Origin of the sequence: Methylobacterium sp. Leaf465 (genome assembly GCF_001424705.1) — a bacterium.
GTDB lineage: Bacteria > Pseudomonadota > Alphaproteobacteria > Rhizobiales > Beijerinckiaceae > Methylobacterium.
On sequence record NZ_LMRA01000002.1, the window covers coordinates 26,057 to 38,238 of the forward strand.

The following is a 12,182-nucleotide window of genomic DNA, read 5'->3' on the forward strand; positions in this document are numbered from 1 at the left end:
GGGGATATCGAGCGCGTCTCTCCTCCCCCTCGTGGGCAGGAGCAGGAGTTGGGGGTGGTTGGGTGACCCTCAGGCGGCGGAGGCTGACGGCGCCACCCTCGATCCCTCCCCACGAGGGGGAGGGAAGCGCGTGATCGCCTGGCAGGAACCGATCGACGGGAGTGGCGCCCGATGACCAAGGCCGCCATCGCCCCGCCCGGCATCGCCCTGCCGGCCGCCGAGCCCGCGCTCCGCGCCGAGCCGAGCCCGATCCGCGAATTCTGGACGCGCTTGAAAGCGCGCCGCACCGCCATGGTGGGCCTCGTCATCGTGGTGGCGCTGATCTTGATGGCAATCTTCGCCGACGGGATCGCGCCCTACGATCCCATCGCCACCGATTGGGGCGCCATCCGCTCTCCGCCGAGCTGGGCGCATCCCTTCGGCACCGACGAGGTCGGGCATGACGTGCTCTCGCGCATCGTCTTCGGGGCGCGGGCCTCCCTCGGCGCCGGCCTGACCTCGGTGGCTCTCGCGGTGGCGCTCGGCCTGCCGTTCGGCCTGCTGGCCGGCTATGCCGGCGGCATGGTCGACCTGGCGATCATGCGCCTGACCGACGCCCTCCTGGCGATCCCGTTCCTGATTCTCGCCATCGCGCTCGCCGCCTTCCTCGGTCCGAGCCTGACCAACGCCATGGTGGCGATCGGCCTCTCGGCCACCTCGACCTTCGTGCGCCTGACCCGGGCGCAGGTGCAGGCGGTGGCGGCGGAGGAGTTCGTGGAGGCAGCCCGCGCCGTCGGCAACCCGCCCTGGCGGATCGCCATCCGCCACATTGTGCCCAACATCGTGCCGGCGATCCTGGTCCAGGCGACCCTGACCATCGCGGCGGCGATCATCGCCGAGGCCAGCCTGTCCTTCCTCGGCCTCGGCCAGCAGCCGCCCGAGCCGTCCTGGGGCTCGATGCTCAACGTCGCCAAGAACTTCCTCGAGCAGGCGCCCTGGATGGCGATCTGGCCCGGGGCCTCGATCTTCCTTGCGGTGCTGGCCTTCAACCTCCTCGGTGACGGCCTGCGCGATGCCCTCGACCCCCGGCAGAGGACCTGACCATGGTTCCGGAGAGCCCGAAGCCCCTGCTCGACGTCCGCGACCTCGGCGTCGCCTTCGACAGCGAGGGCGGCGCGGTCCACGCGGTCAACGGCGTGTCGTATACGCTCAAGGAGGGCGAGACCCTCGGCATCGTCGGCGAATCCGGCTCCGGCAAGAGCGTGCACGTGCTGGCGATGCTGGGGTTGATCCCGCGCCCGCCCGGCCGCATCACCGGCGGGCAGGTTCTGTTCGCCGGCCGCGACCTCTTGCGCCTGCCGGAGCGCGACCTGCGGAAGGTGCGCGGCGGGCAGATCGGCTTCGTCTTCCAGGACCCGATGAGCTCCCTCAACCCCGGCATGACGGTGGCCGCGCAGATCATCGAGCCCCTGCGCATCCATCTCGGCCTCGACGGCCGGGCGGCGCGGGCCCGGGCCCGCGACCTCCTCGACCTCGTGCGCATCCCGAACGCCGGCGCCCGCCTCGACCAGTACCCGCACGAGTTCTCCGGCGGCCAGCGCCAGCGGGTGATGATCGCCATCGGGTTGTCGTGCCGCCCCAAGCTCCTCATCGCCGACGAGGCGACGACCGCCCTCGACGTCACCGTGCAGGCGGAGATCATCGGTCTGGTGCAGGAGCTCAAGCGCGAGATCGGCATGGCGATCATCTGGATCACCCACGATCTCGGCGTGGTGGCGGGCATCGCCGACACCGTGCAGGTCATGTATGCCGGCCGCATCCTCGAGCGCGGCCCGGTGGACGACCTTTTCCGCGATCCGCGCAGCGCCTACACCCTCGGTCTGCTGCGCTCGCTGCCCGACCTCAGCCGCGGCCGGGCCGGGCGCCGGCGCCTGCATCAGATCGAGGGCGCTCCCCCGGACATGCGCCATCCGCCGCCGGGCGACCCCTTCGCCGCGCGCAACGCGTACGCGACGTCGCGCTGCCTCACCGAGGCGCCGCCCCTGGCCCAGGCCCCCGGCGCCGCCCCGGGCCACCTCGTGGCGGCGTGGTACGACCTGCCGGCGCGCCTCGCCGCCGAGGAAGCCGCACGATGAGGCCCGAGCCCGCCGACCGCTATCCGCTGCTCTCGGTGCGCAACCTGAGCAAGCACTACCCCTTGCGCAGCTGGTGGGGCGGCAAAAGCGCGGTGTTCCGGGCGGTCCAGGATGTCAGCTTCGACATCCGGCCGGGCGAAACGCTGGGCCTCGTGGGGGAATCCGGCTCGGGCAAGTCCACCATCGGCCGTGCCGTCACCATGCTGAACCCGCCGAGCGCCGGCACCGTCGCCTTCGAGGGCACCGACCTCGCCAAGCTCTCCGCCGGGGAGATGCGCCGGATGCGCGCCCGCATCCAGATGGTGTTCCAGGACCCCTACGCGGCCCTCAACCCGCGCATGAGCATCGGCGACTACGTGGCCGAGCCGTTCCGGCTGCACCGGCCCGCCATGGCCCGGGGCGAGCGCCGCGACGAGGTCGAGGGCTTGCTGGCCCGGGTCGGACTCGATCCGCGCTTCGCCCGGCGCTACCCGCACCAGTTCTCCGGCGGGCAGCGCCAGCGCATCTGCATCGCCCGCGCGATCGCGCTGAAACCCAGCTTCATCGTCGCCGACGAGCCGATCGCCGCCCTCGACGTCTCGATCCAGGCCCAGGTCGTCAACCTGCTGCAGGACCTGCAGGACGAGCTCGGCATCTCGTACCTGTTCATCTCCCACGACCTGCGCATGGTGCGCTACCTCTGCCAGCGCGTCGCCGTACTCTGGCACGGCCGGGTGGTGGAACTCGCCGAGGCCGATGCCCTCTACGAGGATCCGCGCCATCCCTACACCCGGCGCCTCCTCAGCGCCGTGCCGGTGCCCAACCCCGTGGAGGAGCGCGCCCGCCTGCGCGCCGCCTCCCTCCTGCCCCCCGCCGATCCGGATGCCATCGGCGGCCTGGTCGAGGTCGCTCCCGGCCACTGGGTCGCCGACACCCGCTATTCCTGACCCCCAAGGACCCGACGCCGTGAGAGACTTCTCGAAACCGGGCCGCTCGCCCGTCTATGCCGCCAACGCCGCGGTCGCGACCTCCCATCCCCTCGCTTCGCTGGCCGCCATCGAGGTCCTGAAGGCCGGCGGCAACGCCGTTGACGCCGCCATCGCGGCGGTGGCGGTGCAGGGCGTGGTCGAGCCGGCCATGACCGGCATCGGCGGCGACTGCTTCGCCCTCTACGCGCCGAAGGGCGCCGCCGTGCCGGTCACGCTGAACGGCTCCGGCCGCAGCCCGGCCGCCGCGCACGACGCCTGGTACGTGGAGAACCAGGTGGCGATCGACGCGACCTCGCCGCACGCCGTCACGGTTCCGGGCGCCGTCGCGGCCTGGGCGCGGCTGCTCGCCGATCACGGCACCCGCACCTTGGGCGAGCTGCTGCAGCCGGCGATCCGCTACGCCGAGGAGGGCTATCCGGTGCAGCCGCGCGTCGCCTACGACTGGGCGCGCAACCGCGACAAGCTGCGGGCCGATCCCGGCTCGGCCGCCGCCTACCTCGTCGACGGCGAGGCGCCGAAGGTCGGCACGATCATGCGCCACCCGAAGCTCGGCGCCACCCTGCGGCGCATCGCCGAGCACGGCGCCCCCGGCTTCTACGAGGGCCCGGTGGCCGAGGACATGGTGCGCACCTTGCGCGAACTCGGCGGCCTGCACACGCTGGAGGATTTCGCCAACGCGGCGCCCGAATACGTGACGCCGATCTCGACCCGCTACCGGGGTTACGACGTCTATGAATGTCCCCCGAGCGGCCAGGGCCTCGCCGCCCTGATGATGCTGAACGTGCTGTCGCAGTACGACGTCGGCGCGCTGTCCGAACTGGACCGGGTCCACCTCTTCGCGGAAGCCTGCAAGCAGGCCTACCACCACCGCGACGCGCTCTTCGCCGATCCGGTCGTGAACGCCGTGCCGGTGGAGCACCTGCTCTCCCAGGCCTGGCAGGCGCGGGCGCACGGCGCCATCGACATGGCCCACGCGCAGGCGCCGGTGCTGTGGCCGGAGATCCGGCACACCGACACGGTCTACCTCTGCGTGGTCGACCGCGACGGCAACGCGATCTCGCTGATCAACTCGATCTTCCAGGGCTTCGGCAGCGGCATCACCGCGCCGGAGAGCGGCGTGCTGCTGCACAACCGCGGCTTCTCGTTCCGGGTCGAGCCCGGCCATCCCAACACCATCGCGCCCTCGAAGCGCCCGATGCACACCATCATCCCCGGCATGCTGATGCGCGACGGCGCCGTGGTGGCGCCCTTCGGCGTGATGGGCGGGCACTACCAGGCCATGGGCCATGTCGAGCTGCTCACGGGCATCATCGACCGGGGCCTCGACGTGCAGGAGGCCCTCGATGCCCCGCGCAGCTTCGCCTATGGCGGCGGGGTCGAGTTCGAGGCCGGCTTCGCTCCAGGGCTCGCAGAGGGGCTGGCCGCGCGCGGGCACGTCACGGTGCCGGCCCCGGTCCCGATCGGCGGCGGCCAGATCATCTGGATCGACCCGGCGACGGGCATGCGCGCCGCCGGATCCGATCCGCGCAAGGACGGCTGCGCCCTCGGCTACTGAACGTTCTTCCGGTCGATCGCGTCGATTGGACCGGTCGGGACAGGCCCCCTCTCCCATGGGGAGAGGGTCGGGGTGAGCGCCGTGCCCCATCCGCGGAAGTCACACACCTCGCCCTGTCCCTCTCCTTACAGAAGAGGGGATCCGCGCGCGAAGGGCGCGGGATGAATCGACCGAAGAGGGTCTGAGGCGCGGGCATCCGGCTCACGGGTAGCGCACCGGGGCCGGCTGCTCGGGTAGGGGGATGAACTCGGTTTCCCCCGGCACGGTGTCGAAGCGGGCCTGGCGCCAATCCTCCTTGGCCTGCTCGATCCGCTCGGGCCGGGAGGAGACGAAGTTCCACCAGAGATGGCGCGGGCCGTCCATCGGCTCGCCGCCCAGGACCATGAAGCGGGCGGTCTCGGTCGCCCGCACGCTGATCCGGTCGCCCGGCCGGAAGACTAGGAGCTGGCCCGGGCCGAACCCGTCCCCGGCGATGTCGATGGCGCCCGAGACCGTGTAGATGGCACGCTCGTCGTAGGTCGGGTCGAGGGGCAGCACCGCGCCGGCCTCGAGCCTCACGTCGGCATAGACCATCGGGCTCGAGGTCCGCACCGGCGATGTCGCCCCGAAGGCCTCGCCGGCGATCAACCGGACGGTCTTGCCCTCGCCGCCGAGGATCGGCAGCGCCTCGGCTTCGTAATGCTCGAAGGCCGGCGCGGTCTCCTCGTCCTGGCGGCTCAGCGCCACCCAGCTCTGGAGGCCGAACAGGGTCGAGCCGGTCCGGCGCAGGTCCGCCCCGGTGCGCTCGGAATGGGTGATGCCCCGCCCGGCCGTCATCCAGTTCAGCGCGCCCGGCCGGATCGGCAGCGCGGTGCCCAGGCTGTCCCGGTGCAGGATCTCCCCCTCGAACAGGTAGGTCACCGTCGACAGGCCGATATGCGGGTGGGGCCGCACGTCCATGCCCTGGCCGAGCAGGAACTCGGACGGGCCCATCTGGTCGAAGAAGAAGAACGGGCCGACCATCCGGCACTCGGTCGACGGCAGGGCACGCCGGACCGCGAAGGAGCCGAGGTCCCGCGAGCGCGGCACGATCAGGGTCTTGATCGCGTCGCAGGTGAAGCGGTCGCCCGGGATCGGGTCCTCCGCACTGTGCCAGCTCATTCGATGTCCTCCCGTGTCATGGCCGCCAAGCCGGATCATCCCGTGCCGACCGCCTCGCCCGGCAGGCGGCGCCGGCCCGGGTGCCGGCCCGCTCGCATCTGGAGGCCGGGGGAGGGGATGGGATTGTCGAATCCGGCTTCGCTTTGCACCTTCGCGCCGTGCCTCAGCGCTGGCGGGTCGCCGCCACGCCGATCTGGTCGGCCATGCGCACGAGGTCGGCCAGGGATCGGGCCTGCATCTTCTCCATCACCCGCCGCTTGTGGACCTTGGCGGTGATCTCGGTGATCCCGAGTTCGGCGGCGATCTGCTTATTCATCAGGCCGCCGATGGCGCAGCGCATGACGTCCAGCTCGCGCGGGGTCAGGGCCTGCAGACGCTCGGCCAAAGCCTCCCGGGCGCGGCGGGCCTCCAGGGCCGCCGCATCGGTTTCGAGGGCCCGGTGCACGGCATCGAGCAGGACCTCGGCCACCACCGGCTTCGTCAGGAACTCCACCGCGCCGCCGCGCATCGCCCGCACCGTCATCGGGATGGTGCCGAAGCCGGTCAGGAAGATGATCGGCACGGTGCTGCCGGCCGAACGCAGGGCTTCCTGGACCGAGAGGCCGTTCTCCCCGGCAAGACGAACGTCGAGGAGGATGCATTCCGGTGCCGTCCGGACCCGTGTCGCGGCGAGTGCGGCAGCGTCTCCGTGACCGACCGCAAGCAATCCGCTCGACCGGCACAGACGCATCAGCGCGCAACGCAGGGCCGGATCATCGTCGACGATGTGGACGGTCGCTTCGGACATCTTTCCAAGGAAAGCGAATACACTGGGCAAGCTTACAAGATACGGGCCAGCCCGGTGAATCTTCTGCGGATGAGGCACCTGCGTATCACGGGTGGCGCGTGATGCCGAGGACGCTGCCCAGGCAGTGTTCGAACTGCTCGGCGTCGAAGGGCTTGGCAAGGTAGGCGAAGGCGCCGAAGGCCAGCGCCCGCGCACGGCTCGACTCGCTCGGATAGGCCGTCATCACGATGACCGGCAGCGTCGGTCGGCGCAGGCGCAGGAGCCGCAGGAGGTCGAGACCGTTCAGGCCCGGCATCTGCACGTCCGTGACGACGACGGCGATCCCCGCATCGTCCGCCGCGTTCAGGAGCGGCTCGGCCCCGGCGAAGGAAGCGGGGGCGTAGCCGAGGGAGCGGGCGAGCCGCGACAGGGCCGAGCGGATCGCCGGGTCGTCGTCCACGATGGCGACGACGGGCGCCCGCGAGGCCGCGTTCCGGGTGGCGGAATCTCCGGCGGCGGGCTCAGCCATGGGCGGGTCCGGCGATCGGGAGGGTGAAGTGGAAGGCGGCCCCGCCCCCGGGCGCGGCATCGGCCCAGATGTCGCCGCCATGGGCATCGATGAGGTTGCGGCAGATGGCGAGGCCCATGCCCATCCCGCCCGCCCGGGTCGAGTGGAACGGCTCGAAGATGTGGGCGCGCCGCTCGGGCGCGATGCCGGGGCCGGTATCGGTGACGTCGACCGTCACCGCCTCGCCCGTGGCCCGGATCGTCACGGTGACGTCGCGCGGTCCGTCCCCCTCCGCCATCGCCTGAGCGGCGTTCAGGAGCAGGTTCACGAAGACCTGCTGCAGGCCGATCGCATCGGCGTCGATCCAGGGAATCGCGCCCTCGGCCGCGATGTGGACGGCGGCCCGGTGCAGGCGCAGTTCGCCCTCGACGAGCAAATTCGCGTCGCGGGCCGTCTGGAGGAGGTCCACGGGGGCGGAGGCGCGCGGGGCGTTGCCGAGATAGGACCGGGTCCGGGCGATCACGTCGCGGGCGCGGGTCGCCTCGGTGACGACGTCGTCGAGGGCCGCCGCGGCCTCGCCGATATCCGGCACCGGGCGCCGCAGCCAGCGGGTGGCGGCCTGTGCGTTGGCCAGGATGGCCGCCAGGGGGGAATTGACCTCGTGGGCGATGGAGGCGCTGAGCGCCCCCACGGTGGTGATGCGGGAGGCGCGCGCGAGTTCGGTGTCGGCCCGGGCGAAGCGCTTCTGGGCCTGCTTGAAGGCCGTCACGTCGAGGGCCGTCACGACGATCTCGGAGAAGCCCGCTAGGTCCCGGGGCAGCATGGCGGTGAACAGCATGTCGATCTCGCTGCCGTCGGCGCGCACCACGTGGGCTTCCGAGCGGAAGAAGCGGTCGCCCCGGCCGAAGGCCACCAGCCACTGCACGAAGGTCTGGTCGGTGTCCGGCAGGAGGCGGTCCAGGGGACCCAGATAGGCGTCCTTGCCGGAGGCGCCCGTCTCCTCGACCGTGAAGCCGTTCACGTCGGTGACGATGACCTGCCGGCGCAGGGCGCGAAGCGCCTCCGGCCGGCTCGCGAAGTGGGACTCGATGTCCACCGTGCCGGCCCGGCGCAGGGCCATCACCGCTTCGCCCGCCGCCGTCCAGTCCTCGCGCCACATCGAGATGCCGGACCGCTCGAAGATGGCCTCCAGGCGCGTCTCGCCGATCCAGTACCGCTGCGCCTGTCGGGCCGCCACGGCGAGGGCCGCGCCCCCGGCGACGAGGGCGAGTGCGCCGAGGACGAGGGCGGGCGCCCCGCCCCGGGCCGCGGCGGCCCAGCCGGCGAGGCCGGCGAGGCCCATGGATGGCAGGATCAGCAGGGCCGCCGTGCCGATGGCCGTCGCCCGGGCCCGGCCCCGCCCCGGCGGCGCGGTCAGCATCCAGGCCGGAAGATCGTCGATGCCGATGGGACCGTCATGGGCCGAGGCGGAGGCGCGGCTGGGCCAGCGGGAGAAGACCTGGCGCGGCAGCGCCTGTCGCGAGTCCGTCGGGCGTGCAAACCGTTGCCGCGAGAAACCGTGCCGCATGCACCTCATCCACCGGGGTCCGACAGGATAGCGGGACCGCGCCCGGGGGTCTCCGATACACCTGTATAATGGCGCGCCCGACGCAAGGATTGCACGGTGCGGGCATGGATCTGCACCGGCACAGCGCCCACAAGTTTCCCAGAGCCGGCCTGCTTGCGACCTCCCGGGGCCGGCAGTGGCAGGGGGTCGCGGCGGAGCTGCGCTCGCATCCGGCCGGCGATCTGCCGGCGATCGTACCGACCCAGATGGAGATCACCCTGGCGACGCGCCGCGTTCCGGGGGCGCATGTCAGCCGCAAGGGCGCCGGTCTCCGCCAGCGGACGGCGGTCGAGGCGGGCACGATCTGGCTCTGCCCCGTCGGCGTCGGGGAGGACGACATCAACATTTCGGCCCCGTTGACCGAGATCCTGCACATCTACCTGCCGGCCGAGCGCTTCGCGGCCCTGGCGAACCTCTACGGCGATGCCCGCATCCGCGCCGACACCGTGCGCTACCTCGCCGATGTGCCGGATCCACTGATCCGCCAGATCGGGCTGTCGATCCTCAGCGAACTCGTCCGGGAATCCTCGGCGGGCCGGATGATGGTGGAGGCTGCGGCCCTCGCCCTCACGGCCCGGGTGGCGCAGGCCTACGGCCACGACCGTCCGGACCGGGCCGATCCGGTCTGCGGCGACCACGATTGTCCCGAGCGCATCCAGCGGGCGATCGCCTTCATCCGCGACAACCTCGATCGCGACCTCGGCGTGACCGAACTCGCCGCCGCCGCCTGCCTCAGCCCGTTCCACTTCGCGCGCCTGTTCAAGCGCGTCACCGGCAAGACGCCCTACGGCTTCGTCAGCGCCGAGCGGCTGGCGCGCGCCCGCCGGCTCCTGGCCGAGCGCAAGCTGCCGCTGGTGGATGTCGCCCTTTCGTCCGGTTTCTCGAGCCAGGCCGCCTTCAGCACCGCCTTCAAGCGGGTGACGGGCTGCACGCCGGGGGAATACCGGCAGCTTGCGCCCTGAGGCGCCCGGCAAAGAGCAGGATCGCGTAACGGCCGAGCAAGTCTGCGAAAGACCGTTGCCCCGTCCCGCCGGCAGGGTGTCCTCACCCGAAGGTCTGCTGTGGAGACGAGGATGCATCGGTCAGCCGACACCCCTGCGGCCCGGCTCGCGATTCCGCCGCTGCCGCGCCGCCGGCGGCCAGCCCTGGAGCCCGGCCAGCGCCCGCGCACGGTCGAACCCCCGCGGGAGCCCGGTCCCGAACCCGTTCGCACGACCCGGTCGCCGGATGCGGAGACGGACGGCATCGTGGTCTCGGAGCTCCCCGCCGTCGGGCGAACGACGGCACCGCAGCCGCAGACCTACGGCGAGGGGCTGCTGATCCGCGTGCAGCGGGCCGATGACGGGGGCTGGCCGGCGGGCGGTCCCCTCCGACCCGCCCCCGAGCGCATCTGCGCCAGCGCCGTCACGCTCCTCGATCGCCGCATCAGGCCTCCGGCCAGCCATCGGGGCGTCGCGGTGCAGATCTGGCTGTCGCGCCGGATCCTCGTCGAGGTGGCCGCGAGCATGGGCCTCGGGGACATCGATCCGCTCGAGGCTCTGAAGCCGGTCGACGGCAGGGTCCTGGTCGACCCGACGATCCATGACCTCGCCGCCAGCGCCGCCGCTACGCTCGATCGGCCGGATCGCGGCGCGGCCGTGTTTCGCCTGCAGATCGGCCGGGCCATCGGGGCGCATCTGATCGGCCTCCATGCCGATCCGGGCCTCGCCGCGGAGCTGGCCCGGGGCGGGCTCGCCCCCTGGCAGCTGCGCCGCGCCCAGGACCGCCTGCGCGCAGGGCTGGGCGACACGCCGAGCCTGCAGGCGATCGCGGTGGCGTGCGGCCTCTCCGTGAGCCACTTCGCCCGGGCGTTCCGCCAGTCCCTCGGGGTTTCGCCCCATGTCTGGCTCGTCCGTCAGCGCATCGCCCGGGCCAAGACCCTGATGCGGGGGCCCGGCCCGTCGCTGGCCGAGATCGCGCTCGCCTGCGGGTTCGCCGACCAGAGCCATTTCACCCGCGTCTTCGCCCGCGAGGCGGGTGTGAGCCCCGGGCGCTGGCGCCGGATGGTCGAGCCGGAGGAGCCGGGCGTGGATCCCCGAAAGATCTCGGCGTGAAAGGGCATCGGCGTGACCGCGCCTTAATGTCGAGGCGCCCTGGTGCGCGCGGGCCGACGGCTCCATGATCGCGGAATCACCGGCCGGTCCCGGCACGCCGGACCCGGCTCGGACGGCGACGGCAGGCAGCGAGGCGCGGCCATGAACAGTCCCCTGCACCAGGACGAGACCCGTCGCTTCGCACGGGCCCAGCTGCGCGGGGAGATGCTCGATTGGCTCCTGGCGGGAACCCGGGGGGAGCGCTTCCTCGACGATATCTTCGTGGCATTCTGCCGGCGCCTGCGCGAGGCCGGGATCCCGGTGGCGCGGGGCACGATCCACCTGCGGACGCATCATCCCCTGTGGCTCGGAACCCGCATCCTCTGGCGGACCGGCCTTGAGGCGGCCGCGTTGCAGAACTTCGAGTACGGCATCGTCGAGACCGACCAGTTCAAGCTCAGCCCGGCCGCCGAGATCTTCAACGGCGCGGAGCGGGTCCGGAAGCGCCTGGAAGAGCCGGCGCAGCCGGCGACGGATTACGGGATCTACCGTGACCTGCGCGCGGAGGGCCTGACCGACTACGTCGCCTGGCCGCTGCACTACACCCTCGGCAAGAGCCACATCGTCACCTTCTCGGCCGATCGGCCCGGCGGGTTCGCGCCCGACGACCTCGATCTCCTGGCCTCGCTCCTGCCGGCCCTGTCGGTGGTCACGGAGGTCCGGCACAAGAACCGCCTGACCCGCCTGCTCCTCGACACCTATGTCGGACCGCATGCCAGCGAGATGATCCTCAACGGGGCGACCCGGCGCGGCAGCGGCGTCACCGTGGAGGCCGCCATCATGGTGATCGACCTGCGCGGCTTCACCGAGATCTCCGAGCTGTGGCCGCGCGACGACGTCATCGCCCTGCTGAACGACTACTTCGACGCGATCTCCCTGCCGATCGAGCGGCACGGGGGCGAGATCCTGAAATTCATGGGCGACGGCCTGCTGGCGATCTTCCACCTCGACACGCCGGCCGCCTGCACCGCAGCGCAATCCGCCGCCCTGGAGGCGCGCGCCGCCATGCGAGCGCTGAACGCGGCGCGGGCCGAGCGCGGGCAGCCGCGCCTCGGCTACGGCATCGGCGTCAATGTCGGCGCGGTGATGTACGGCAACATCGGCTCGCGCTCGCGCCTGGACTTCACGATCATCGGGCCCGCCGTGAACGTGGCGGCCCGGCTGGAGAGCCTGACCAAGGTCCTCGACGTCAGCGTGCTGTTCTCGGGCGCCTTCGCGGCCCGCTCCAGCGACGGACACCAGCTCGTGCCCCTCGGGACCTTTCCCCTGCGCGGCGTCGGCGATCCCCTGGAGGTGCTGGCCTTCCCGGACGACGCCGAGGCCGGTGCGTGACGCCGCGGCCGGCGCGCTGAACCGAGGCGCTACCCGAAACCGCAGGACCCCGGAACGGGAA

At 72.1% G+C, this 12,182-nt stretch carries 11 protein-coding genes; 7 read left to right on the top strand and 4 right to left on the bottom strand.

Going from position 1 to position 12,182, the window contains the following annotated elements; genetic code table 11:
* The first annotated feature begins 249 nt into the window (after positions 1-249).
* From ASG51_RS02905 to ASG51_RS02920, 4 genes are read left to right on the top strand one after another with little or no spacing between them, the layout of a single operon-like run.
* Positions 250-1,080 carry an ABC transporter permease gene (locus tag ASG51_RS02905; RefSeq protein WP_274534722.1) on the top strand — a complete coding sequence of 277 codons (831 nt, stop codon included), beginning with the start codon at positions 250-252 and terminating at the stop codon, positions 1,078-1,080.
* Positions 1,081-1,082: 2 nt separating this feature from the next.
* Positions 1,083-2,114 (top strand): ABC transporter ATP-binding protein, encoded by a 1,032-nt coding sequence (locus ASG51_RS02910; protein ID WP_056212308.1) that lies wholly within the window; start codon positions 1,083-1,085, stop codon positions 2,112-2,114.
* A complete protein-coding gene (locus ASG51_RS02915) occupies positions 2,111-3,040 on the top strand; it encodes an ATP-binding cassette domain-containing protein (RefSeq protein WP_056378999.1) in 930 nt (309 codons plus the stop codon). The genes ASG51_RS02910 and ASG51_RS02915 overlap by 4 nt, the downstream gene beginning before the upstream one ends.
* Positions 3,041-3,059: 19 nt before the next feature.
* Positions 3,060-4,637, top strand: a complete 1,578-nt coding sequence (locus tag ASG51_RS02920) for a gamma-glutamyltransferase family protein (protein ID WP_056379001.1) — start codon at positions 3,060-3,062, stop codon at positions 4,635-4,637.
* A gap of 201 nt (positions 4,638-4,838) precedes the next feature.
* On the opposite strand, the gene ASG51_RS02925 is transcribed toward ASG51_RS02920, so the two are convergent.
* The 4 genes from ASG51_RS02925 to ASG51_RS02940 all read right to left on the bottom strand — a co-directional run bounded on the left by ASG51_RS02925 (position 4,839) and on the right by ASG51_RS02940 (position 8,618).
* Positions 4,839-5,777, bottom strand: a complete 939-nt coding sequence (locus ASG51_RS02925) for a pirin family protein (protein WP_056379003.1) — start codon at positions 5,775-5,777, stop codon at positions 4,839-4,841.
* A gap of 163 nt (positions 5,778-5,940) precedes the next feature.
* On the bottom strand, positions 5,941-6,564 hold the full coding sequence (locus tag ASG51_RS02930; protein WP_056379005.1) for a response regulator: 624 nt from the start codon (positions 6,562-6,564) through the stop codon (positions 5,941-5,943).
* Between the two features lie 85 nt (positions 6,565-6,649).
* Positions 6,650-7,072: a response regulator gene (locus ASG51_RS02935; protein WP_056379008.1), complete on the bottom strand. Its 423-nt coding sequence runs from the start codon at positions 7,070-7,072 to the stop codon at positions 6,650-6,652.
* Complete coding sequence (locus tag ASG51_RS02940; RefSeq protein WP_056379010.1) at positions 7,065-8,618, bottom strand: ATP-binding protein; 1,554 nt, start codon at positions 8,616-8,618, stop codon at positions 7,065-7,067. Before ASG51_RS02940 ends, ASG51_RS02935 begins: the two co-directional genes overlap by 8 nt.
* Before the next feature lie 68 nt (positions 8,619-8,686).
* Between ASG51_RS02940 and ASG51_RS02945 the strand changes: the two genes are divergently transcribed.
* The 3 genes from ASG51_RS02945 to ASG51_RS02955 all read left to right on the top strand — a co-directional run bounded on the left by ASG51_RS02945 (position 8,687) and on the right by ASG51_RS02955 (position 12,121).
* Positions 8,687-9,619, top strand: coding sequence for an AraC family transcriptional regulator (locus ASG51_RS02945; protein WP_200941320.1), 933 nt, complete (start codon positions 8,687-8,689; stop codon positions 9,617-9,619).
* 111 nt (positions 9,620-9,730) lie between these two features.
* Positions 9,731-10,750 (top strand): AraC family transcriptional regulator, encoded by a 1,020-nt coding sequence (locus ASG51_RS24860; protein ID WP_056379014.1) that lies wholly within the window; start codon positions 9,731-9,733, stop codon positions 10,748-10,750.
* Between the two features lie 204 nt (positions 10,751-10,954).
* On the top strand, positions 10,955-12,121 hold the full coding sequence (locus ASG51_RS02955) for an adenylate/guanylate cyclase domain-containing protein (protein WP_244479810.1): 1,167 nt from the start codon (positions 10,955-10,957) through the stop codon (positions 12,119-12,121).
* The last annotated feature ends 61 nt before the right edge of the window (positions 12,122-12,182 follow it).

Bases quoted from the DNA above. Each gene is read 5' to 3' on its own strand.
- ASG51_RS02940 (WP_056379010.1), bottom strand. From the start codon at position 8,618: ATGCGGCACGGTTTCTCGCGGCAACGGTTTGCACGCCCGACGGACTCG.
- ASG51_RS02910 (WP_056212308.1), top strand. From the start codon at position 1,083: ATGGTTCCGGAGAGCCCGAAGCCCCTGCTCGACGTCCGCGACCTCGGC.
- ASG51_RS02945 (WP_200941320.1), top strand. From the start codon at position 8,687: ATGGCGCGCCCGACGCAAGGATTGCACGGTGCGGGCATGGATCTGCAC.
- ASG51_RS02925 (WP_056379003.1), bottom strand. From the start codon at position 5,777: ATGAGCTGGCACAGTGCGGAGGACCCGATCCCGGGCGACCGCTTCACC.
- ASG51_RS24860 (WP_056379014.1), top strand. From the start codon at position 9,731: ATGCATCGGTCAGCCGACACCCCTGCGGCCCGGCTCGCGATTCCGCCG.
- ASG51_RS02935 (WP_056379008.1), bottom strand. From the start codon at position 7,072: ATGGCTGAGCCCGCCGCCGGAGATTCCGCCACCCGGAACGCGGCCTCG.
- ASG51_RS02955 (WP_244479810.1), top strand. From the start codon at position 10,955: ATGCTCGATTGGCTCCTGGCGGGAACCCGGGGGGAGCGCTTCCTCGAC.
- ASG51_RS02915 (WP_056378999.1), top strand. From the start codon at position 2,111: ATGAGGCCCGAGCCCGCCGACCGCTATCCGCTGCTCTCGGTGCGCAAC.
- ASG51_RS02930 (WP_056379005.1), bottom strand. From the start codon at position 6,564: ATGTCCGAAGCGACCGTCCACATCGTCGACGATGATCCGGCCCTGCGT.